20 protein-coding genes are annotated in these 22,704 nt (G+C 46.2%); 14 read left to right on the forward strand and 6 right to left on the reverse strand.

All coding sequences use genetic code 11. The features are described 5' to 3' along the window. Positions 1 to 14 precede the first annotated feature (14 nt). The 9 genes from CPIN_RS09555 (at position 15) to CPIN_RS09595 (ending at position 6,520) form a co-directional block, all read left to right on the forward strand. Positions 15 to 557 carry an RNA methyltransferase gene (locus CPIN_RS09555; RefSeq protein WP_044218235.1) on the forward strand — a complete coding sequence of 181 codons (543 nt, stop codon included), beginning with the start codon at positions 15 to 17 and terminating at the stop codon, positions 555 to 557. Continuing rightward, positions 554 to 1,420, forward strand: coding sequence for a UbiA-like polyprenyltransferase (locus CPIN_RS09560; RefSeq protein ID WP_012789574.1), 867 nt, complete (start codon positions 554 to 556; stop codon positions 1,418 to 1,420). Before CPIN_RS09555 ends, CPIN_RS09560 begins: the two co-directional genes overlap by 4 nt. 9 nt (positions 1,421 to 1,429) lie before the next feature. After that, entirely contained in the window at positions 1,430 to 1,840 is a 411-nt protein-coding gene (gene ruvX, locus CPIN_RS09565) for a Holliday junction resolvase RuvX (protein ID WP_012789575.1), read from the forward strand. Between the two features lie 44 nt (positions 1,841 to 1,884). Next, positions 1,885 to 2,463 (forward strand): peptide deformylase, encoded by a 579-nt coding sequence (gene def, locus CPIN_RS09570; protein WP_012789576.1) that lies wholly within the window; start codon positions 1,885 to 1,887, stop codon positions 2,461 to 2,463. 67 nt (positions 2,464 to 2,530) lie between these two features. Further along, positions 2,531 to 3,079: an RNA polymerase sigma factor gene (locus tag CPIN_RS09575; protein WP_012789577.1), complete on the forward strand. Its 549-nt coding sequence runs from the start codon at positions 2,531 to 2,533 to the stop codon at positions 3,077 to 3,079. A 4-nt stretch (positions 3,080 to 3,083) separates the two neighbouring features. Next, the gene (locus tag CPIN_RS36465) at positions 3,084 to 3,947 is read left to right on the forward strand and encodes an anti-sigma factor (protein WP_012789578.1); all 864 of its coding nucleotides are present in this window, start codon (positions 3,084 to 3,086) and stop codon (positions 3,945 to 3,947) included. A gap of 228 nt (positions 3,948 to 4,175) precedes the next feature. Continuing rightward, on the forward strand, positions 4,176 to 4,727 hold the full coding sequence (locus CPIN_RS09585; protein WP_012789579.1) for an RNA polymerase sigma factor: 552 nt from the start codon (positions 4,176 to 4,178) through the stop codon (positions 4,725 to 4,727). Between the two features lie 2 nt (positions 4,728 to 4,729). Continuing rightward, entirely contained in the window at positions 4,730 to 5,563 is an 834-nt protein-coding gene (locus CPIN_RS09590; protein WP_012789580.1) for an anti-sigma factor, read from the forward strand. Positions 5,564 to 5,587: 24 nt separating this feature from the next. Then, positions 5,588 to 6,520: a hypothetical protein gene (locus CPIN_RS09595; RefSeq protein WP_012789581.1), complete on the forward strand. Its 933-nt coding sequence runs from the start codon at positions 5,588 to 5,590 to the stop codon at positions 6,518 to 6,520. 74 nt (positions 6,521 to 6,594) lie between these two features. Here CPIN_RS09595 and CPIN_RS09600 read toward each other — a convergent pair whose 3' ends face one another. Then, a complete protein-coding gene (locus CPIN_RS09600; protein ID WP_083781084.1) occupies positions 6,595 to 8,259 on the reverse strand; it encodes a T9SS type B sorting domain-containing protein in 1,665 nt (554 codons plus the stop codon). Positions 8,260 to 8,323: 64 nt separating this feature from the next. Continuing rightward, the gene (locus CPIN_RS09605; RefSeq protein WP_012789583.1) at positions 8,324 to 9,394 is read right to left on the reverse strand and encodes an RluA family pseudouridine synthase; all 1,071 of its coding nucleotides are present in this window, start codon (positions 9,392 to 9,394) and stop codon (positions 8,324 to 8,326) included. Positions 9,395 to 9,911: 517 nt separating this feature from the next. On the opposite strand from CPIN_RS09605, the gene lipB reads away from it, so the two are divergent. Next, the gene (gene lipB / locus CPIN_RS09610; protein WP_012789584.1) at positions 9,912 to 10,628 is read left to right on the forward strand and encodes a lipoyl(octanoyl) transferase LipB; all 717 of its coding nucleotides are present in this window, start codon (positions 9,912 to 9,914) and stop codon (positions 10,626 to 10,628) included. Between the two features lie 84 nt (positions 10,629 to 10,712). Here lipB and CPIN_RS09615 read toward each other — a convergent pair whose 3' ends face one another. From CPIN_RS09615 to CPIN_RS09630, 4 genes are all read right to left on the reverse strand, one after another. Continuing rightward, positions 10,713 to 11,504, reverse strand: a complete 792-nt coding sequence (locus CPIN_RS09615) for a hypothetical protein (protein ID WP_012789585.1) — start codon at positions 11,502 to 11,504, stop codon at positions 10,713 to 10,715. A gap of 170 nt (positions 11,505 to 11,674) precedes the next feature. Next, on the reverse strand, positions 11,675 to 12,589 hold the full coding sequence (locus CPIN_RS09620; RefSeq protein ID WP_012789586.1) for a 1-aminocyclopropane-1-carboxylate deaminase/D-cysteine desulfhydrase: 915 nt from the start codon (positions 12,587 to 12,589) through the stop codon (positions 11,675 to 11,677). A gap of 86 nt (positions 12,590 to 12,675) precedes the next feature. Continuing rightward, positions 12,676 to 14,997 carry a family 20 glycosylhydrolase gene (locus tag CPIN_RS09625; protein ID WP_044221192.1) on the reverse strand — a complete coding sequence of 774 codons (2,322 nt, stop codon included), beginning with the start codon at positions 14,995 to 14,997 and terminating at the stop codon, positions 12,676 to 12,678. Between the two features lie 110 nt (positions 14,998 to 15,107). Next, positions 15,108 to 16,448, reverse strand: a complete 1,341-nt coding sequence (locus CPIN_RS09630) for an alpha-L-fucosidase (protein WP_012789588.1) — start codon at positions 16,446 to 16,448, stop codon at positions 15,108 to 15,110. Between the two features lie 200 nt (positions 16,449 to 16,648). On the opposite strand from CPIN_RS09630, the gene CPIN_RS09635 reads away from it, so the two are divergent. The 4 genes from CPIN_RS09635 (at position 16,649) to ilvB (ending at position 22,672) form a co-directional block, all read left to right on the forward strand. Beyond that, entirely contained in the window at positions 16,649 to 17,551 is a 903-nt protein-coding gene (locus CPIN_RS09635) for a nucleotidyltransferase family protein (RefSeq protein ID WP_012789589.1), read from the forward strand. 407 nt (positions 17,552 to 17,958) lie between these two features. Then, positions 17,959 to 18,864 carry a branched-chain amino acid transaminase gene (locus CPIN_RS09640; protein ID WP_012789591.1) on the forward strand — a complete coding sequence of 302 codons (906 nt, stop codon included), beginning with the start codon at positions 17,959 to 17,961 and terminating at the stop codon, positions 18,862 to 18,864. Between the two features lie 408 nt (positions 18,865 to 19,272). Then, positions 19,273 to 20,952 (forward strand): dihydroxy-acid dehydratase, encoded by a 1,680-nt coding sequence (gene ilvD, locus CPIN_RS09645; RefSeq protein WP_012789592.1) that lies wholly within the window; start codon positions 19,273 to 19,275, stop codon positions 20,950 to 20,952. Next, positions 20,918 to 22,672 (forward strand): biosynthetic-type acetolactate synthase large subunit, encoded by a 1,755-nt coding sequence (ilvB, locus tag CPIN_RS09650; RefSeq protein WP_148230533.1) that lies wholly within the window; start codon positions 20,918 to 20,920, stop codon positions 22,670 to 22,672. Before ilvD ends, ilvB begins: the two co-directional genes overlap by 35 nt. The last annotated feature ends 32 nt before the right edge of the window (positions 22,673 to 22,704 follow it).

Consider the following 22,704-nt stretch of genomic DNA (forward strand, 5'->3'; position numbering starts at 1 on the left):
CGTACTTTTGCAAAATGCGAAAACTAAGCATGGATGAGCTGGGCCGTAAGACGGTTGACCAGTTCCGGGCGGCAGATAAAACTCCTTTGGTACTGATACTGGATAACGTACGCAGTATGCATAATGTAGGATCAGTGTTCCGTACAGCGGACGGGTTCCTCCTGCAGGGCGTCGTGCTCTGTGGATATACACCGGTGCCTCCGCACCGGGATATTCAGAAAACGGCGCTGGGCGCCACTGAAACAGTGGAATGGCAATACTTTGCAACGACAACTGAAGCAGTAGCTGCACTCCAGGAAGCAGGTTATACCGTGATGGCAGTAGAACAGGCGGTAAACAGTATTATGCTGGACCAGTTCATTCCCGCATCAGATAAGCCGCTGGCGCTGATTTTCGGAAATGAAGTAAGCGGAGTAGATGCGGAAGTCATGAAAATGGTGGAAGGATGCATCGAAATACCGCAATCCGGTATGAAACACTCTTTGAATATCTCAGTGAGTACTGGTATTGTGGTTTGGGATATCTTTGCAAAACTGAAAAACAAACAGGCACAATGATCACAACGGTTAATAAATATCTATCGCTGGTTAAATTCAGCCATACCATCTTCGCAATGCCTTTTGCATTGACGGGCTTTTTCATTGCTACGATCAAGACGGATGCCTCTTTCAGCTGGCAGTTATTCTTACTGGTAGTGCTTTGTATGGTTTTCGCACGGAGTGCGGCGATGGCTTTCAACCGCTACCTGGATGCTGATATCGACAGGAAAAACCCACGTACGGTACAGCGCGAGATCCCAAGAGGTGTGATTACAGAAAAGAACGCGCTCATATTTGTGATCGTGAACTGTCTGTTGTTCATGGCGGCTACCTGGTTCATTAATTTCTTATGTTTCCTCTTATCGCCGATAGCATTGCTGGTGGTACTGGGTTATAGTTATACAAAAAGATTCACCGCGCTTTGTCACCTGGTACTGGGATTAGGGCTGTCGCTGGCGCCGGTAGGAGCCTACCTGGCCGTGACCGGTCACTTTGCCGTATTGCCGGTATTGCTGTCTGTCCTGGTATTGTGCTGGGTAGCGGGCTTTGATATTATCTATTCCCTGCAGGACGAAGACTTTGATCGTTCCCTTGCGTTAAACTCTATTCCTACCTGGTTGGGTAAGGCGGGAGCGCTGCATTTCTCCGAAGGGTTACACCTGGTAGCAGGCGCATTGGCAGTGATTATTGGCCTGTATGGTCAGTTCCATTGGTTATATGCCATCGGCGCACTTGTATTTATTATTATGCTGGTGTCACAGCATCTGTTGGTAAAACCCAATGATCTGAGCCGTGTCAATATCGCCTTTATGACTACAAACGGTATTGCCAGTGTGGTATTTGCCGTATTCGCCATCGCCGATATGTTCATCATCGGATAAAACAGATATATGGCGCGTATACTTGCAATTGACTATGGAAAGAAGAGAACAGGGCTGGCGGTAACTGACCCATTACAGCTGATAGCCAGCGGGCTGACCACCGTTGCGACCCACGATCTCATTCCTTATCTGAAAAAATACCTGGCACAGGAAGCAGTGGAGCTATTTCTGATAGGAGAGCCCAAAAACCTCGATGGTGGCGCTACACATGCGACGCCGCTGGTTGTTGAGTGCATACGTATCCTTGAAAAGAACTTTCCACAGGTGCCTGTGAAAAAAGTGGACGAACGTTTCACCTCTAAAATGGCTTTCCAGACGATGATTGACAGCGGCCTCAAAAAGAAGGACCGCCAGAATAAGGGGCTGGTAGACGAGATCAGTGCCACAATCATATTACAGGAGTACTTGCAGAACAAGTAATTCCTAATTCATTCTTACCTTTGCATTTCTGAAAAAAATATAAAATGATTCTACCTATAGTTGCTTACGGTCATCCGGTATTACGTAAAATGTGTGAAGATATAACCCCTGATTACCCTCAGTTAGAGCAACTGCTTGCCAATATGTGGGAAACCATGTATGCTTCAAATGGTGTGGGACTGGCTGCTCCGCAGATCAACAGACCTATCCGTCTGTTTGTAGTGGACAGTGAACAGATCATCAACAGCCTGGAAGAAGACGAGAAGAAAGACTTCCCTGGCGATAACGGGATCAAACAGGCATTTATCAATGCACATATTGTAAGCACTGCCGGAGAAGAATGGGCGTACAACGAAGGTTGTCTCAGTATCCCGAAAGTGCGTGAAGACGTATATCGTCCGGAATCCGTAACGCTGCGTTATGTAGATGAAAAATTCCAGCCACAGGAAAAGACCTTTACCGGCATTACCGCCCGTGTGATATTCCATGAATACGACCATATCGATGGTAAATTGTTCATCGATCACCTGAAACCATTAAAACGCAGAATGATCAAGGGTAAGCTGGAAGATATCTCCAAAGGCAAGATCAACGTGGATTACAAGATGATATTTCACAAATAAAACAAGTGAAAATTTTGTAATGTAAGAAAACCCTTTTATTTTAGTGCCTGCAAACTAATACAATACATTGGGAGCAGCAGTCACATATACAGAATCCGAATTGGTACTTGGCCTCAAGGCGAGGAACGAAAAGCATTTCGGGTACTTATATGATCATTATTCACCGGCATTATATGGTATTGCACTCAAAGTGTTGAACGATGAGGCGACAGCCGGTGATGTGCTGCAGGAAATTTTTCTCAAGATCTGGCGCGGTATCGAACGCTACGATAGCGAAAAGGGACGCCTGTTCACCTGGATGGTGAATATAGCCCGTAATACTGCCATTGATACCCTCCGCTCAAAGTCTCATAAGATGGGACAAAAAGTTGCAGAATTAGGGAGCAACGTTCTTGCGTCAGACCAGCTGGCTATCCATCCTTCCGTGGATCACCTCGGATTGGTGAAAGTGTTGGAACAACTCAGCAAGGAACAACGTGTTATTATAGACCTGGCTTATTATAAGGGATGCACTCAGGATGAGATTGCGAAGATATTGGACATCCCTCTTGGAACGGTGAAGACCAGGATGCGTAATGCGATCATACAATTGCGGAATATTTTAAAACAGATCTAAGCAAGTGGATGTTCAACGTTACATATCGTCCGGTGTTATTGAAAACCATGTTACGGGATTACTATCAGAACCAGAATCACGTGAGGTTGTCAGTGCCATTCAGCAACATCCTGAGGTAAAGGCTGCTGCCGATGCCGTACAGGATGACATGGAACGCTACATACAGCTGTGGGCTCAAAAGCCGCCGGCAGGTATCCGGCGCCAGTTGATGGAACGTTTACACAAAGACGATGTACGGGAAGAACCAGTCGCTGCCGCAACGCCTGCATTAAGCACAGCAACATACGAAGACATTTTCTCCGAAGATAAAAAAGGGGCAAACAGCTCTCCATCACGTGTATGGCAATACACTGCCGCCGCAGCAATCGCGTTGTTACTAGGTAGTGTAAGCATGAATATTATGTCATACAGCAAATCAGACAGCGTTACCGGACAGCTTGCCAGCCTGCAGGATGAACAGGTAGCTCTCTCCGCAGAGAAAGATGCGCTGAAAGAACAGCTTGATTATGCACATAAGGAACTGGGTTTGATGAAAGATCCTTCTTTCAAATGGATCCGTATGCCAGGCGTCGGTAAACATACCGGTGCATTTGCCACTATCGGGTGGAATCCTCAGTCAAAAGAAGCATTCATCCTCGCTCAGGCATTACCTGAGCCTCCTGCAGATAAACAATACCAGCTCTGGGCAATCGTAAACGGAAAGCCTATCGATGCAGGTGTATTCGAACTGGGCGCAAAAACGCATACCTTACAAAAGGTGAAACCAGTTGAAAATGCCCAGGTATTCGCAGTAACCCTCGAAAAGAAAGGCGGCAGCCCCGAACCGACACTCGAACAAATGTTCGTCGCGGGTAAAGTGGCAGGTTGACCTTAACGCTTCATTTACTCCTTTCCTCCAACTATAGCGCTCATTATCAATTATTCCGTAATAATTGCTATCTTTCCTTTATTATTGCATTCCCATTAACCATCATTTTAGGACTTATTTGGATTGGAACATCAGGTTGTACTGGTAACAGTTTCGAGTACTGTAGCACCTGCAGCTGAAATGTGGTGAACACTGTGAAAAGTATTTTTAACAAAATTTTTAACTGTTTTGGAATCCGCGTTCACATATACGGAATCTGAGCTGGTGCAGGGGCTAAAGGCCAAAGACCAGAAGGTATTCGGCTACCTGTATGACCGATATTCGCCTGCTTTGTACGGGGTGGCACTTAAAGTGCTCAACGACGAAAGCAATGCGAATGATGTATTGCAGGAAGTGTTCCTTAAAATCTGGCGTAATATTGACCGGTACGATGAAAGCAAAGGACGTCTGTTCACATGGATGCTCAATATTACACGTAACTCCGCAATTGATACGCTCCGCTCGAAGGCACATAAAATGGATCAGAAAATCCAAGACATTGGCGATGACGTACATTTATATACAGGTAATTTAACTGTACACCCATCCGTTGACCATCTTGGACTTTCAAAGGTTCTTGAAAAATTAACTAAGGAACAACGAATCATCATTGATTTAGCGTACTATAAGGGTTGCACCCAGGAAGAAATTTCCAAGGTGCTGGAAATTCCTTTGGGTACCGTAAAAACAAGGATGAGGAACGCAATCATTCAATTAAGAAACTTGTTAAAATTAGTATAAGAGTGGACGCATCACGTTTCATATCGTCCGGATTGATCGAAGCTTATGTTAGCGGACTCGCCACCTCCAACGAGATAGAGGAGCTGAAACGCGGTATGGCACAATATCCGGAAGTGAGAGCTGCAGTGGATGACTGTCAGCTCGATATGGAACATTACGTTACATTACAGGCGAAAACACCAGCACCTGAATTAAAACAGAATATCCTCCGTATCATTGCTGACGAAGAGACTGCCAGAGAAAACGGAACTTACGTTGAACAGACCGAAGTCGCTTTCCCTAACGAAGAAAAAGTTTATGTAAGCAGTGCCTGGCGCTGGATTGCAGCTGCCGTGTTTGTTGCACTGCTCGGTAGCCTGTATATGAATTACGTTTACTCGGGGAAAATCAATGACTACAAAGGTCGCTACGAAGCATTACTCTCCTCACAAAATTCACTGGCGTCAGAATCCAATCTGTACCGCACCCGCCTTGAGCAAATGGAAGCTTCTGTCAACATCGTTAAAAGCCCTTCCATTAAAGCGGTAAAGATGCCTGGCACCAAACCTTTTCCCACCGCACTCGCTACCGTATACTGGAATCAACAATCCAAGGAAGTGTTCGTCATGGTGAATAACCTGCCAGAACCTGCTGCTGATAAGCAATATCAGCTCTGGGCCATCGTAGATGGTAAACCCGTCGATATGGGCGTATTCGAAACAGGCAATAAAGATGAATTGCTGCACAAGATGAAATCCATCGACAATGCAGAGATGTTTGCCATCACACTCGAAAAGAAAGGCGGTAGCCTGGTTCCCACACTTGATCAGATGTACGTCGCAGGAAAAGCCAGCTAACAAGAAAATACATAATTTCGCACCATGCGAAAACTCTGGATCTACACTGTCACACTGTTATTTTTTCAGCAAACCTATGCGCAGGATACAGCCATCTACAAAGGAATGACTGTTAACCTGGATGAAGTGATCGTGGAAGCCAAACGTATAGGCTTTGACGTCAACAGCTTTATCAAAAGAGTAGAAGACGATACTACTTTTTATCGCGCCTTTAAAAATCTGCATCTGCTCGGCTACACCGCCGACAACGATATCCGCATTTATAATAAAAGCAACGAAATACAGGCGTCCCTGAAAAGTCAGACCTTGCAGTCCATGCAGGGCAGATGCCGTACCATGAAAGTGCTGACGGAAAACATTACCGGCGACTTCTTCGATAAAAAAGGCAATTACAATTACTACACCGCTGAGCTATACGGCAACCTCTTTTTTACAAAAGGCACTATCTGTGCGGATGCCACCGGAGAGGAACCCGAAAGCTCCAAAGGCAGTATGGCCCGTCATAAAGCACAGCTGAAACAGTTAATATTTAATCCGGGCAAACCAGTCAGAGGAGTTCCTATCGTCGGTGGGAAAGTCGCCATCTTTGATCCGGAAGTTCAGCGCTTTTATAACTTCGCTATCTCCTCCCAGGAATATCTCGGCGTATCCTGCTATGTATTCAGCGCAAAAGCTAAACCTGATCTCAACAGTCTGGACAGGGGAGATGTCGTGGTGAATGAACTGATCACTTATTTTAATAAAGATAATTTTGAAATCGTCGGACGGAAATATTCACTCTCCTACAAAACAATGCTGTTCGATTTCGATGTGAAAATGGATGTGCAGATGACTAAACAGCAAGGCTTACTGATTCCTGCACTGGTGACTTATGACGGTACCTGGGACGTACCTTTCAAAAAACGTGAAACGGCGAAGTTCATCGCAAGGTTTCATACGTTTACTACGCCACAGTAATAAAGCGATGCACATAAAAAGCGAAGAGCGTATGCCACCGGCATACGCTCTTCGCTTTTTATCTTGTATTTGTCTTAGTAGATCACTGTTACAGAACCTGTCTTTTTCACTTTCTCTCCGGTTGATACCACTTTGTAATCCATCATCCAGACATAGGAGCCAAACGGTACTCTTCCTTTCTGCCAGGTACCTTTCCAGCCTACATCCGGATCGGTGGTATAGTAGATGCGCTGGCCCCACCGGTTAAAAATGACCAACTCAAATTCTGTAATGGGACATCGGAATTTCGGTCGGAAGTAGTCATTCACACCATCTGCATTCGGTGTAAAGGCTGTGGGCAGATATACCTGACAACCACATTCCTGGAACGCAATATCCACTTCATCGATTGATTGTCCGCAACTGTTGTTAGCGACAATCGCATAGTGTCCTGCCTGCGTGACGGGGAAGATCGGCAAGGAAGAACTATCCTGCCATTTATAATTCATACCTGCTCCGTCAGGATGCAGATTGTATACGGTGCCCATACACAAGAGGGTGTCGTGTCCTAAGTTCGTGCGTAAGGTATCTTCAAACTGTACGTGAATCGTATCCTGGTCAATACAACGGCCTACTTTTGCTTCTACCCAGTAATAACCGGTTTCTCTCACGTAGAAAGTCGCCTGTTTGGAGGTGTCCTGCCAGCGATAGGAGGCTGTTCCGAAATCAGCTTTCAGTACCAGTGTTTCGCCTTTACATACAATCGTATCGTTGCCGAGATCAAGCGCTCTGTCTGGTTTATAGCGGATCAGGACTGTATCCAGTACTTCACAGGTATTGTTGATTTCTACAAATACCCAGAGATCCCAGTTACTTCTGATTGTGGTAGTTGGTGTGATAGCGCGGTTACCCCAGCGGTAGCCGGTAGCGCCAGGTGTGGTCGCATCCAGTGTAATGGATTCTCCCGGACAAAGTATCGTGTCTTTGCCCAGTGAGAAAGGATGTGCTGCGCCGGCAAAAGCGATATAGATTGTATCCCGGTAGAGGCCACAACCTTGTGCATCGGCCGTAACGATGTATGGCGTAGATGGCATGGCCACATCACTGTGTACAATGATATTAGGGGTGGTTGCACCGGTGTTCCAGATATAGGTACAGTTCTGAGCAGTTGCATCCAGCTCGATGGTCTCACCGAGACACAGTATCAGACTGCTGTCACCCAGATCAATCTCCGGAACGGGCGTATAAAAAATGTTAACGGAATCGGGTATAAGACAGCCATTGATCTTTACCTTATAGGTGGTCATGCTGTCAACAAGGATACTCCGGCCGGTGGAGCCGTCTTGCCATTCATACGTGGCTCCCGGTACGTCCGGTGCTGTCAGTGTAATGGTCGTACTATCACAAAGGGTCTGATCGGTAGGGCCGAAATCATAGATGACGGGCGCCACAATGTTCAGATTCGTGGTAGATGTTGACGGAACGCCTGCTCTGTAGGCGATCAGTTGCACAGTGTAGGCAGCGACGGTATTGTAAAGATGGGCGCCTTTGATTCTGCGGGATGTATCCGCAGCCCCGGAGGCCAGGTCGCCGAAATACCATCGTACGGAGTCTATGCCTGCGAGGTCCGCTTCAGCTATTTCAAATCTAACACTATCATTCTGGCAGGTCGTCGAATACGTAAATTGTGTCTGTGCCTGGGCACTAAATGCACCCAGCATGGTTATTAAAACCGCGATTAATAGATATAGGCTTCTCATGAAGGGACATGGGTAAGGTGCTAAATTAAAACAAAAAATGATATGTTTTAATTTTTTAATGGATTTACTCTTCTAATGGTCGGGCGCTCACATAGCGTCTCCATTTCTCAAGAACGGCTTTAAAATCATCAGGTAACGGACTTTCAAAATGGATAGGTTTGCGTGTACGCGGGTGTATGAAACCAAGTGTCTGCGCATGCAGGGCATGGCGTGGCATGATTTCGAAACAGTTTTCCACAAATTGTTTGTATTTGGCGAATACGGTGCCTTTCAGAATACGGTCACCGTTATAAGTGTCATCATTGAACAGGGAGTGACCTATGTGCTGCATATGTACCCTGATCTGGTGGGTACGGCCTGTTTCCAGGCGGCATTCGATCAATGTCACGTAGTTAAAACGTTCCAGCACTTTATAGTGGGTGATCGCTTCTTTACCATATTCTCCCTCAGGATAGGCGTCCATGATCTTACGGAATCGCTGGTGACGGCCAACGTGCGCTTCAATCGTTCCTTCATCTTCCTCAAAATCACCCCATACGAGGGCCAGGTAACGGCGTTGTACGGTATGGTCGAAGAACTGCTTCGCCAGGTCGTTCATGGCTTTCTCAGATTTGGCGACAACCAGTAATCCACTGGTATTCTTATCGATACGGTGTACCAGTCCGAAACGGGGAATGCTCGGTTCCGGCGCTGGAGTTGTTGTATGATCACCCAGGTACCAGGCCAGGCCGTTTACCAGGGTACCGGTATAGTTTCCACAGCCAGGGTGTACCACCATGCCGGGTAACTTGTTGATGATCATTAAGTCTTCATCCTCATATATGATATTCAGCGGCAGTTCCTCCGGTATCACCTGCGTGTTTTCCGGATTCTTGTTGGAATACACCACGATACGATCGTGTGCCTTTACTTTATAGTTGGATTTAACTGGTTTGTCGTTGACGATGACCATGCCGTTATCACATGCCTGCTGAATTTTGTTACGGGTAGCACCTTCTACCCGGTTCATCAGGAACTTATCCACACGCAGTGGCTCCTGACCCTTGTCAGCTATAATATTCACCCGCTCGTACAGCTCCTCGCTGCCTTCGCCGTTCTCCAGTTCATCGTCAATTTCAATCAGTTCTTCCGCCATGAGGATTCAAAATTTTGGCAAAGGTACGAATAACCGGGCGCAAGTCCACAGTTTGGGTAAGCTTTGCTTAGGAGTCCCCTGGGAAATACCAGGGGAATATGCTTAGGTGATATTCATTTTCAGGGAGTAATACATAATATTGAACTGGCAATTTAACGGTTGCTGATAGTTCGCCAGGCATGATACCGGTATAAAAAAGGGATGTTGTATGAGGTAAAGCATAAATACTCCCTGTATACTCCGTGTATAGTGCATGTCAAAGCTATATTTTGGCTAAATAGGGGGCATTTAGGACAGGTTCCATTCAAAATATCAGCTTTGCTCCGGTTCTTGACTATAGTTATACTATACATATCCTACGTTAGTCTTACGTCTTTTTCGGCTAGCTTTAACGTAGCATAACTATGGGATGACTCATAAACAGCAATAACTAAACATCGTTAGATGTATTCTTCCGGACTGTGGTACTCCTGATAGATCACAGCAAGCGGTAATTCCGTATTTTTGTACCCGCAATATGAACAAGAAGATCCATACGAACGACCTGGGAATCATTGATTATCAGAAGGCCTGGGATTATCAGGAGCAGCTTTTACAGCAAAATGTACGCATCAAGCAGGCATTGGCAAAAGGAGAGCAGCTGCCGGGGCAGGCACAGGAAACAACCAATTTCCTGTTATTCTGTGGTCATCCGCATATCTATACCCTCGGTAAGAGTGGACACATGGAAAATCTGTTGCTGGACAGTCAGCAGCTGGAAGATAAAGGCATCACTTTTTCAAGCACGAACCGCGGTGGTGATATCACCTATCACGGACCTGGTCAGGTAGTAGGATATCCCATCCTGGACCTGGAGAATTTCTTCACAGATATAGGGAAATACCTGCGTAACCTGGAAGAGGTGATCATCCTCACCCTGGCCGATTATTGTATCAAAGGAGACCGCTCTCCGGGAGAAACCGGCGTATGGCTGGACCCGCAGGATCCTCTCCGTGCCCGTAAGATCTGTGCGATGGGAGTACGTTGCAGCCGTTGGGTGACCATGCATGGTTTCGCCCTGAATGTAAATACCAACCTGGACTATTTCGGGAATATCGTGCCTTGTGGCATTGTTGATAAGAAGGTCGCCTCCATGCACGAAGAGCTGGGTAGGGAAGTATCTGAGGCAGAGGTGAAAAGCAGGATCGCGCAACATTTTGCTACCGTATTCGGGGCGGAAATAATTATGGACTAAATACAAAGTAGCGTTTATACAAGGGAAAAGGCCCTTTCATCTATGATGGAAGGGCCTTTTCCCTTTGTATAAACGTGTTAATTGTTAGTTTCGGTAAGTTAACGGGATATAGAGATTCCATTTCTCATACGCTTTCCCTTCCTGGTAGATTTCGAAGTTGAACCAGCCTGCGTGTAAGAAAATGGCTTTTTCCAGTATCAGGAAAGGCTCTTTTATCTGTGGGATCTCAAAAAGGAAGGAACCATCCGGTTCGAAGAACTTCACACTGTATTTTTTATCCGGCGCATCCGGCAGCTTGATATTCACGTTGCCATCTGCAGTGGTATAAATATAGTTGGAAGGATGCCACACAATCTTTTCCTCTTTCACCACCTTCTCTTTGGCCGTCGTAGGATTAGTGCCTGTATTGATACCCGCTTCTTTCGCAGCAGCAATGGCCTCCTTTACATCTGACAACTGTAGCTTCTTGGTAGCGTCGATGGTACTGTCCGGTACCGCCAGCACAATTTTGGAGTGCAGGTAGCGTCCGTTATTAAATTGGATAAAGAGACGATAGTAGTTAGACCCCGGCAGCGGTTTGACGTCATTATAGCTGTTCCTGAAATCATTCGGGTTATTCACCAGTCCGATCGTACTGAAGTTCAGCACGCTATCCAGGGAGCGCTGTACACCGATAAATTTTACATCCCGGAAACCGGAGATAAATTCCAGTGAGATCTTGCCCGTCTTGATGAGGGCTGAGAAATCAGGTAATACCGGAGGTGTATTAGGTTGGGTCTGTGCCTTAACTGAAAATACTAATGCCGTAAATATGACTGCTAATAAAATAAGACGCGACAACTGCTTCATAAATGCTAATTCCTGTACTGTATCCATGTCTCCGGAGTCTTTGCTTACACAAGAACGCCGGGTTTCCTCTTTAAGTTGGCAAAAATAATAAAATGATAGACCTGACTGGTATCAAATACCGTTAAAAAAATCCAAACAAAGGTAGCATGACTGTCCTGTGCCTGGAATAGTTATTACCGTAAATATAAACAAATCTGCTATATGGCGTTTCCCTGCAATCCGCCGGTGTGGATAAGTAACACCTTACTGCCATCAGCATATCTGCCATCCAGTACATCCTGACGGAAGCCCATCAGTAGCTTGGCAGTATAGACCATGTCCAGTTCAATACCGGTTTCAGTATGAAAGTCAGCCATGAACGTCTTTAAGGCGGGTGTCACTTTCGCATAGCCTCCGCCATGATGTTCATGGAGCAGTTCCCAGTGAGGAACTGGAGCGGGGTGTAGCAGTGCCTGTATTTCCTCCTGTAGGTAGGCGGCCCCTTTTAATACGGCGTAACCAAAAACAGTCTGCTGCGGTGCTGCACTGTTGATAATACCGGCTAATGTCGTACCGGTGCCAACCGCACAGGCAATGTGACTAAAGTATGCAGCAGCTGTTGCCGGAGAAATAACACCTTTATCAACGGTAGTCAACTGCTTTACAGCAAGTGGCAGGATCTCTTCACAACCCTTTGCGCCCAGGGCATTACTACCTCCTTCCGGTACGATCCAGGCATCCGGATACAGTGCGGCCCAGTCCGTTTTCGCTTTGAGCCGATAAGCTTCCCGGCTGATGAACACCAGCTCCATGCCGCGGGCAGCTGCTTCCTGCAAGGTATGACTTAATACAGGCGCGCTTTCTCCTCTGATAATACCGGTGCAGGAAATACCTGCCAGCTGACAGGCAGCGGCCGTAGCGGCAATGTGATTGGAATAAGCGCCTCCGAAAGTGACAATACGATTTTTGCCTTCCCTGATGGCTGCTTCCAGGTTATACCTGAGTTTGAACCATTTGTTACCCGATACTTCCGGATGCAGCAGATCCAGCCGTAATACAGCGGCGCGGATAGCGGAAGGTAACCAGGATGGTGTGATAAACTGCAGTTGTATATTGTCGTAATCGAATTGCATCGAGCGCAAAGTAACGACATTGAGGGGTATATATAAAACGGGTGCGCCTGACGACACACCCGTTACAAAACGATATGAACAGTTGATTACTGACCGGTGAAAAATATATCTGCCGGATTCAGTTTCTCCCTGTCTCTGTATATACCTGCATTCAGCCAGGCACCGGTACCGGTATTAAAGTATTGTACCCTGATGCGATGGAGTCCTTTGCGTAAAGGCACAAAGCCGTTACGGTCCTGCAGGTCATGCTGACCATCATTATCCACCACTACCTGATCGTCGATATAAAATACAGCGCCATCGTCGCTGTTCAGATGGAAATCATAGAGATCATCCGCAGGAATCTTTACCAGTCCCGTAAAAGTAACACCATACTCTTTTACTGATAAGGGACGGACATCTACTGCTGGCAGTATACCGCTGCTGTCGCCTTTTTCAGGCAATTGCTTTGCATTGGCAGGTACTGTTTTTACCAGGGAGAAACGCACGCCTTTTGCGCCCTGTTTTGTGGCAACAGCAGGTAGAAATGCTTTTCTTACATAGGAAGCGCTGTACAGCGGACTCACACGTCCCGTAGGTAGTACCACGATACAATTTAACTGTGCCGTACTATTTTCAGGAACGTTGATAGTGATAGGCTGTGTATAAGGTTTGCTGCGCAATCCGGGTTGTGTACCGTCAGTCGTATAATAGATCATACCCCCTTTTACCGGTGTCTTCAGTGTGACGCTCACTGTTGGTGTTGTCACCACTTTACTTTCCAGTCCGATAGGTTCCGGTATACGGAAATTAATACCGGCATAACTCATGCGGGAAAGCTCCAGTGGCAGCTTACGCAGGAAACGGTCATAATTCTTTTTACCAGGTTGTGCCCAGGCTATTTCAGATAAAGCCAGTGCACGTGGCCACAGCATATAATCCAGCATCTGCTGATCGGGAATAAACTCTGTCCATATATTGCCTTGCACACCTTTTATATAACGTTGTTCCGTTCGCGTTAGTGATGGAGGTAAAGGCTCATAATTATATACCGTTTTCAATGGCAGATAAGCAGCCGCATTCAGTGGTTCTGTAGAAGGTTGTCCTTGTGTATAGTCAAAATAGAGATAAGTATTAGGTGTCATGATGACATTGTGTTGCTGCTTTGCAGCTGCGATGCCACCTTCTTCTCCGCGCCAGCTCATAACGGTGGCATTGGCTGCCAGTCCGCCTTCCAGTATTTCATCCCATCCGATAATAGAACGTCCTTTACTATTGACAAACTTCTCCATACGCTGAATGAAATAACTCTGTAATGCGTGTTCGTCTTTCAGTCCCAGTCTGCGGATCATGCGCTGTACTTCTGCAGATTCTTTCCATCTGTCTTTCAGACATTCATCTCCGCCAATGTGGATAAACTGGCTGGGGAAGAGGTCTATCACTTCAGTCAATACATCCTGCAGGAAGGTAAACACGGAGTCATTCACAGGATTCAGTACATCTTTGGAAATGCCCCAGGTGGTGCGTACTTCATAAGGTCCTTTGGTATTACCGAAAGAGGGGTAAGCGGTGAGTACAGCCTGCGAGTGCCCAGGCATCTCTATTTCAGGAATGATCGTGATATTTCTTTCTGCTGCATATTTTACAATATCGCGTACTTCATCCTGTGTATAATAACCACCATAAGGTTTACCATCATAAGTAGTACTACGGCGATGATGTCCGACGATGGTCTCTTTCCTGGTGGAAGCAATCTCTTGCAGACGTGGATATTTCTTGATCTCGATACGCCATCCCTGGTCGTCGGTAAGGTGCCAGTGGAAGCGGTTGAATTTATAAAGTACCATCATATCGATAAACTCTTTGATGGCAGCAGGAGGGAAGAAGTGACGGCTCACGTCCAGCATCATACCACGATAAGCAAAACGTGGGTAGTCCTGGATCTTTACGCCGGGCAGATGAAGACTGCCGTTATAAGGTGTTTGTCTGACAGTGTCAGTCGCAGGTTTGATATTTTTATTAACAGGAAACAGTTGTATTAACGTTTGCAGACCGTAAAACAGTCCGGCTGCATCTCCCTGCAGATAGACCCGGCCGGTATTTACTTCGAGGATATATCCTTCCGCTTTACCACTGCGTGTCTCCACAATTTTGATAATGGAATTGGATGCTTGTCCGGATGCGGTTGCAGGACTGGCAGGGAGCTTGAAGTTATAATTACGTTGCAGGTAATCATTCAGGAATGCCGCTGTTTTTTCAGCGCCTTTGCCACTGTATTGAATGGCTGCCTGATCGTTTACAACAAAGCTGCCGGGCATAGGATTGAGCAGTAGTGGCTCAGGGATAATGGTGATGTCGCCGGTTTTCAGCTGTGCTGTACCAGATAGGTAACAGCAGATGGCGAGCATCGACAGGAATAATGTTTTCATATGCATCATGTTGGTATGGTTATTTACTGGCCGTTCCAAGTCATTGTCCATCTCCTCGTTTACTATATAGGATCAGCAGTCCGCCTGCCGGCGGGACTGCTGATATTGTTTTATTCATTTGTCAGGAATCCGCCTTTACCACGGTACAGCTTTATCTTGCCGTCCAGTTCCAGCGCCAGTACAGTCATGTATTTATCCTGTACGTTGGCAGGTACGTCAATGTATACCAGTCCGGGTACAGCGCTCCAGGAGATCTTACCTACCACCTTATGCGTCAGTTGCTGGCCATTGCCTGACACACTGATCTTTTTAATATTGTTCACCAGGCCTTTCACCATTACCTGACCGTTTACATTACCAGCCAGGAAGAGGTATAAGGTAGTGGAATCTTTTGATAAAGTGGTAGGACCATAAAAATGTCCTGCCGGAATTCCTGCTACCGTATTGAAAATAGCCGGCGCATGTTTTTTATTCCATGCCCCTAACTCTTTGAGTACATTCACTTCTTCAGCAGGAATGGTGCCATCTTCGGCAGGGCCGATATCCAGCAGCATATTACCGCCATTGCTGACAGCATCTGCAAAGATGGTGATGACTTCATAAGGCGTCTTGAAATTGGTATCATCGGGGTGATAGCCCCAGTTATTGTTGATGGTCATGCAGAGCTCCCACCAGTTGTAATGTGGTCTGGATACGGGGAAGTTCTGTTCAGGCGTATCATAATCGCCGTATGCCTGTAAGCGGCCATTGATGATGGTATTCGGGTTATGGCCGGTCAGCATCTTTCTGATTTTCACGGCTTCCCATTCTTCCGCGCTATGTTCCCAGTCGCCATCAAACCACCAGAGGTCAGGATTGTACTGTTGCATGACTTCTTTCAGCTGTCCTTCATAGAAGTTCAGGAAGCGTTGCCAGCGGGCAGGGTCTTTCTTTGCGTCGTAGCGGCTGCTGTCTTTCAGGAACTGCGGATAATCAGGATAACTCCAGTCGATCAGGGAGAAGTAGGCGCCGGCTTTGATACCCTGTTGGCGTAAGGCGTTATAGAGGGGCGTGAGTACATCCCGTTTGGCGGGTGTACTGTTGGCGATATCCAGTTTACTGAGCTTACTATCCCATAAAGCGACACCGTCGTGGTGTTTGGTGGTCATCACGGCATAGCGTGCACCAGATTCTTTGATCAGTGCGGCCCATTCTTCCGGGTGATAATTCTTTGCAGTGAAGCCTTTCAGCTGCTGCATATAATCTGTGTAGGAGATCTTCCTGTTATGGAAGGACCAGGATTCGTCTACTCCATTGACGGAATAGATACCCCAGTGAATGAAGATACCGAGTTTTGCATCTGCAAACCATTGCATTTTCTCACGAATGGAATCAGCTGTTGTGTGTTGTTGTGCGTTGAGACTTTTAAGCATTGGTAGTACAAGGGCTACCGATAATAGGAAACGTTTCATTCTATATTCACATGTGTTTATTGTGTAATGTTTTATAATTCTGACAAATTGCCCCGGTTGGTACGGGATTTGTTGCATGATGGCCCATAGGCGTAACAGTTTGGTAACAAAAAGAAGCTGTGAAAATAGTTTTAATGATTAAATTTATCGCCAGGAAAATGTTCATCGAATACATGAAAACACAAAAAAACAATCTATAAATGCAACCAACTTTATTGATCCTTGCTGCCGGTATGGCTAGCCGATACGGTAGCTTAAAACAGATCCAGCAGTTTGGCCCCAGCGGTGAAACAATTGTTGATTACTCCATTTACGATGCTATCCGTGCTGGTTTCGGCAAGATAGTGTTCATTATCCGTAAGGATTTTGAAAAAGAATTTAAAGAAATATTTGAACCTAAACTGAAAGGTCGTGTAGAGACGGATTATGTATTTCAGGAAATGGATGCATTTACAGATGGCTATGCAACGCCGGCTGACCGTACCAAACCATGGGGTACAGCGCATGCTATATTGTGTGCAAAAGATGCTATCAACGAACCCTTTGCAGTGATCAATGCAGATGATTTTTATGGTCGTGACTCATTTGAGAAAGCGGCTGCTTTCCTGAAAGATGCTGCTAAACCGGATGTATACTGTGTGGTTGGTTATCAGTTAAGTAAAACGATCAGTGAGCATGGTTCCGTTTCCCGCGGCGTATGTGCTGCTGACAGCGAAAGCAACCTGGCTGCTATCAATGAAAGAACCAAGGTATATAAAGACGGAGAGCAGATCGTGTATGAAGATGCTGATGGCAGCAAACACGAACTCGCACCGGATACCCCGGTTTCTATGAACTTCTGGGGTTTCCATCCTTCTGTATTTAAACTGAGCCAGGATCTGTTCAGAGACTTCCTGCAGCAGAATGGTGATAAACCGAAGTCAGAGTTCTTCATTCCGATCGTTGTAGATCATTTCATTAAGAACAAAGTAGGTGTTGTAAATGTGATCCCAACAGGAGCGCAGTGGTTTGGTGTTACTTATAAAGAAGATGCTCCCGGTGTACAGGAAAGTCTCTCTGCCCTGGTAAAAAGTGGGGAATATCCAGACAACCTCTGGAAATAGAACTGAAGAATTGTAATAATTTTGCTATTTGTATGGAATTTAGCTAAAGAATTGATGTTTTATTTCAAAAACTTCAAAAAGTGAAGTTTTGTTTGCGAAATAACTAAATCTTTGGATTGTATTGTTTTTTAGTTTTATGACCAATACATTTGTAGAAGCAAAATAAAAAGCGTCCCTCCATGTGGGTAAATAAAGACAACAATAAGATTAATCACATCGTAGCTCAGCTCAACTGGGCTATCACACTAGTCGTGATTGTCGTTGTCATTATTAGCCACCAGTATGGAGGATAGGTTAACGTGTACAATCACTAATGATAAACAAGACGCCTTCCTCCATCAGAGGAAGGCGTTTTTTTGTGCCTGTAATTACAAAGCAATCCAAAATCGAATTCTAATATCTGAATTATGTATAGCTATTACAACGAGAACACCATTCTTTACATTAACGGGGAGTATAAGAAAGCTACCGCGGCCACTACAGATTTGTATGGTCAGTCATTACATTATGGGTATGCTGTATTTGAAGGCATTCGTGCTTATAAAACAGCTGATGGAACTGTGAAGATTTTCAAAGCAAAAGAACACTTCGACAGATTTAAGCGTTCCTGCGAATTAATACACATGCCGTATCCATTTGATAATGACGAGCTGGTGAAAGCATGTTACAAAGTGCTGGAACTGAATAATATGGAAGAAGCGTACATCCGTCCGCTCGCTTTCTGCCCTCCGAACATGACACTGAAGGCTGCTGCCGAAACACATGTACTGATCTGTGCATGGGAATGGGGAGCATACCTGGGCGAAAAACTGCTGCGTGTGATGACCTCATCTTACCAGCGCCCAAATCCAAAAGCATTCAAGATCGAGTCTAAAACAGCTGGTCTGTATGTAAACTCTATCCTGGCTTCTCAGGAAGCAAAGGAACAGGGTTACGACGAAGCGCTGCTCCTGGATATCAACGGCTTTGTAGCTGAAGGTCCCGGCGCTAACCTGTTCTTCGAAAAAGACGGTAAGATCTTCACACCTCCTCCAGGCAACATCCTGCCAGGTATTACCCGTGCTACCGTGATCGAACTGTGTCATGAACTGGGTATTCCGCTGGAAGAGAAACTCTTTACTACTGACGAACTGAAAACAGCTGACTGCGTATTCTATTGCGGTACTGCTGCTGAAGTAGTAGGATGGGATTCACTCGATGGCCAGACTTTTAACAAGCCATGGGCTACTTCTCTGGGTAAACTGCTGCAGCAGGCTTACAAAGCGAAAGTACTTGAGAAAGAATTCGATCGCGCTGCGGTTCCGGTCGCGTAAGCCACTGGTATCAGTACACAGATATTCATGAAAACTCGTGCTGATTCAGGTTGTATTTCCTCTATATACTTCACCTGAGAGTGATACGCTATTGTTTAAAAGCAATAGTATAGTATCCCATTTTAATCAGATAGCTAACAAAGCATCACGCTTTGTACCCATGGTATAAAGCGTGATGCCTTCTATAATCACTTCGTTCAGGCCTCTCATTCTTCCCGTTGCAGCCTTTTTTAATCAAGTTGGAATTTGGATTTTTGAAAGTACGTTATCCAGTACCACGGCGGATTTGGTCACAAAACGAAGAGATTTGAAGACCGGCTAACCGGTCAGTAATTGGTTTGGAACTTGGCTTTTATCACTGCTATTTTGTACCTACTTAAATAGCAACCCGGAAATTTTTATAAACAGATGGAATTAAACAAATACAGCAAAACGCTCACGCAGGATCCAACACAGCCCGCCACACAGGCGCAGCTGTACGCACTCGGTTTAACTGAAGAAGACCTGAAGAAAGCGCAGGTAGGCATTGCCAGTATGGGCTATGACGGTAATCCATGTAACATGCACCTCAATGACCTCGCTCAGGAGGTCAAGAAAGGGGTCTGGGCTAATAATCTGGTCGGACTCACTTTCCATACTATTGGCGTCAGCGATGGTATGACAAATGGTACTCCGGGTATGCGTTATTCCCTGGTCAGCCGCGACCTGATTGCTGATTCCATCGAAACCGTTGTAGGCGCTCAGTATTATGATGGTGTGATCACCGTACCTGGCTGTGATAAAAACATGCCTGGCTCCCTGATCGCGATGGGACGTCTGAATCGTCCTTCTATCATGGTATATGGCGGTTCTACAGCTCCTGGTAAATACCAGGGAAAAGACCTGAACATTATCTCTGCATTTGAAGCGCTGGGTCAGAAAATGGCTGGTCAGCTCAGCGATGAAGACTTCAAAGGCATTGTACAGCATTCCTGCCCTGGCGCCGGCGCCTGTGGCGGTATGTATACGGCAAATACCATGTCTTCTGCTATTGAAGCATTAGGTATGAGCCTTCCTTATAGTTCTTCTAACCCTGCACTCAGCAAGGACAAAAAAGAAGAATGTCTGTCAGCTGGTAAATATATCCACATCCTCCTGGAGAAAGATATCAAGCCTTCTGATATCATGACGCTGGAAGCATTTGAAAATGCGGCTACCGTTGTGATGGCACTGGGTGGTAGTACCAATGCCGTACTGCACTTCATTGCAATCGCAAAGGCAATAGGCGTGAAATTCGGATTACCTGAATTCCAGCGTATCAGCGATAAAACACCACTGATCGCTGACCTGAAACCAAGTGGTAAATACCTGATGGAAGACCTGCACAACATTGGCGGCGTTCCATTAGTAATGAAATATCTGCTGAAAAAAGGCTACCTGCATGGTCACTGTCTGACAGTAACCGGCAAGACCCTGGCAGAAAACCTGGAAAGTGTACCAGATCTGGAATTCGAAGGACAGGATATCGTTGTTCCGGTGGAAAAACCAATAAAAGCGACTGGTCACATCCAGATGCTGTATGGTAACCTGGCAGAACTGGGTTCCGTAGCCAAGATTACCGGTAAGGAAGGACTGAGCTTCCGTGGTCCTGCGCGTGTGTTTGAAGGTGAATATGAACTGATCGCAGGTATTCAGAACGGTCGTGTGAAAGCAGGCGATGTGGTGGTAATCAGACAGGTAGGTCCAAAGGGCGCACCTGGTATGCCGGAAATGCTGAAACCAACATCCGCTATCATGGGTGTAGGTCTTGGTAAGAGCGTAGCGCTGATTACAGACGGACGTTTCTCTGGTGGTACACACGGTTTTGTAGTAGGACACATCACACCGGAAGCGGTAGAAGGTGGTACTATCGGACTGGTACAGGACAATGACATAATAGAAATTGACGCCGAAAAGAATACAATCAACGTGGAACTGAGTGCAGAAGAACTGGCTGCCCGCAGGGCGAAATGGGTAAAACCTGCGTTGAAAGTAACTAATGGTGTATTATATAAATATGCAAAACTCGTTTCAAATGCAACAGAAGGATGTGTTACCGATGAAGCCTGAGCCGGCTGAAAAGCGGACAGCTGCAACTGCTCCACTTAATATGACTGGTTCTGAGGCAGTGATCCGCTCGCTCATTGCAGAAGGTGTTGAAACCATTTTCGGCTATCCTGGCGGCGCTATCATGCCCATTTATGATGCCCTTTACGATTTCCAACAGGAAATTCATCATATACTGGTCCGTCACGAACAGGGTGCTACGCACGCTGCACAAGGTTATGCGCGTTCCTCCGGCAAAACAGGGGTGGTCTTCGCTACCTCCGGTCCGGGTGCTACCAACCTGGTGACAGGTCTGGCTGACGCTTATATGGATTCTACTCCGATGGTGTGTATTACCGGTCAGGTAGCTGCACATCTGCTGGGTACTGACGCCTTCCAGGAAACAGACGTGATTGGTATTACCATGCCGATCACCAAATGGAACATCCAGGTAACACGTCCGGAAGATATTCCAGGCGCTATCGCCAAAGCATTCTATATCGCAGGTAGCGGCCGTCCGGGCCCGGTACTGGTAGATATCACCAGGAATGCACAGGTAGCGAAATTTGATTTCGAATACAAGAAATGTGATTATATCCGCAGCTACCGTCCCGTACCAAGACTGGATCTTGAGGCAGTAGAAGCGGCAGCAGAACTGATCAATAATGCAAAGAAGCCGTATATATTCTGTGGCCACGGTGTATTGTTGTCAGGCGCTGAAAAAGAACTGATCGAACTGGCTGAAAAAGCTGGTATCCCGATCGCTTCCACCTTACTGGGTCTGTCAGCCGTTCCGGTTGATCATCCGAACTATGTAGGTTATCTCGGTATGCATGGTAACTATGCCCCGAATATCATGACCAACGAGTGTGATGTACTGATCGCGGTAGGTATGCGTTTCGACGACCGTATCACCGGTGATGTATCACAGTATGTGAAACAGGCAAAGGTAGTCCACGTAGAGATCGACGCCGCTGAAATCAACAAGATCATCAAAGCGGATGTAGCGGTACATGCAGATGCTAAAACAGCACTGGAAGCTTTGCTGGCACTGGTAAAACCTGCAAAACACGACGAGTGGATACAGTCCTTCCGTGAGGCAGATAAACAGGAAATAGAAAAAGTATCTACGAAAGAACTTTATCCTACTGAAGGTGGTTTAAAGATGGCGGAAGTAGTGCGCCTCATCTCTGAAAGAACCGAAGGTAAGGCGATACTGGTAACCGACGTCGGCCAGCACCAGATGATCGCTTCCCGTTACTATCGCTTTAAAGATCCGAATACCAACATCACTTCCGGTGGTATGGGTACAATGGGTTTTGCATTGCCGGCAGCAATGGGGGCAAAAGTAGGTGCGCCTGAAAAAGAAGTAGTGGCAGTAATCGGTGATGGTTGTTTCCAGATGACATTGCAGGAACTGGGTACGATCTATCAGTCTGAAATAGGCGTGAAAATAGTGATCCTGAATAACAACTTCCTGGGTATGGTGCGTCAATGGCAACAGCTGTTCTTTGACAAACGTTACTCTTCTACAGAAATGACCAACCCTGACTTCGTACAGATCGCAAAAGGGTTCTTCATTCCGGGTAGAAAAGTGACTGACCGTGCAGATATTACTGCTGCTGTAGATGAGATGATCTCTCACAAGGGCGCTTATCTGCTGGAAGTAGTCGTGGAGAAAGAAGACAACGTATTCCCAATGGTGCCTTCCGGCCAGCCGATCGCAAATATCAGGCTCGAGTAGCAGGAAGAAAGGTTCAGCAATCATTAACAACG

Source organism: Chitinophaga pinensis DSM 2588 (assembly GCF_000024005.1).
Lineage (GTDB): Bacteria > Bacteroidota > Bacteroidia > Chitinophagales > Chitinophagaceae > Chitinophaga > Chitinophaga pinensis.

What these genes read in the sequence shown, in the direction of transcription:
- ruvX (WP_012789575.1), top strand. Translation starts at nt 1,430, where the DNA reads ATGGCGCGTATACTTGCAATTGACTATGGAAAGAAGAGAACAGGGCTG.
- CPIN_RS09595 (WP_012789581.1), top strand. Translation starts at nt 5,588, where the DNA reads ATGCGAAAACTCTGGATCTACACTGTCACACTGTTATTTTTTCAGCAA.
- ilvB (WP_148230533.1), top strand. Translation starts at nt 20,918, where the DNA reads ATGCAACAGAAGGATGTGTTACCGATGAAGCCTGAGCCGGCTGAAAAG.
- CPIN_RS09605 (WP_012789583.1), bottom strand. Translation starts at nt 9,394, where the DNA reads ATGGCGGAAGAACTGATTGAAATTGACGATGAACTGGAGAACGGCGAA.
- CPIN_RS09600 (WP_083781084.1), bottom strand. Translation starts at nt 8,259, where the DNA reads ATGAGAAGCCTATATCTATTAATCGCGGTTTTAATAACCATGCTGGGT.
- CPIN_RS09630 (WP_012789588.1), bottom strand. Translation starts at nt 16,448, where the DNA reads ATGAAACGTTTCCTATTATCGGTAGCCCTTGTACTACCAATGCTTAAA.
- CPIN_RS09620 (WP_012789586.1), bottom strand. Translation starts at nt 12,589, where the DNA reads ATGCAATTCGATTACGACAATATACAACTGCAGTTTATCACACCATCC.
- CPIN_RS09635 (WP_012789589.1), top strand. Translation starts at nt 16,649, where the DNA reads ATGCAACCAACTTTATTGATCCTTGCTGCCGGTATGGCTAGCCGATAC.
- def (WP_012789576.1), top strand. Translation starts at nt 1,885, where the DNA reads ATGATTCTACCTATAGTTGCTTACGGTCATCCGGTATTACGTAAAATG.
- CPIN_RS09640 (WP_012789591.1), top strand. Translation starts at nt 17,959, where the DNA reads ATGTATAGCTATTACAACGAGAACACCATTCTTTACATTAACGGGGAG.
- CPIN_RS09615 (WP_012789585.1), bottom strand. Translation starts at nt 11,504, where the DNA reads ATGGATACAGTACAGGAATTAGCATTTATGAAGCAGTTGTCGCGTCTT.
- ilvD (WP_012789592.1), top strand. Translation starts at nt 19,273, where the DNA reads ATGGAATTAAACAAATACAGCAAAACGCTCACGCAGGATCCAACACAG.
- lipB (WP_012789584.1), top strand. Translation starts at nt 9,912, where the DNA reads ATGAACAAGAAGATCCATACGAACGACCTGGGAATCATTGATTATCAG.
- CPIN_RS09560 (WP_012789574.1), top strand. Translation starts at nt 554, where the DNA reads ATGATCACAACGGTTAATAAATATCTATCGCTGGTTAAATTCAGCCAT.
- CPIN_RS09555 (WP_044218235.1), top strand. Translation starts at nt 15, where the DNA reads ATGCGAAAACTAAGCATGGATGAGCTGGGCCGTAAGACGGTTGACCAG.
- CPIN_RS09625 (WP_044221192.1), bottom strand. Translation starts at nt 14,997, where the DNA reads ATGAAAACATTATTCCTGTCGATGCTCGCCATCTGCTGTTACCTATCT.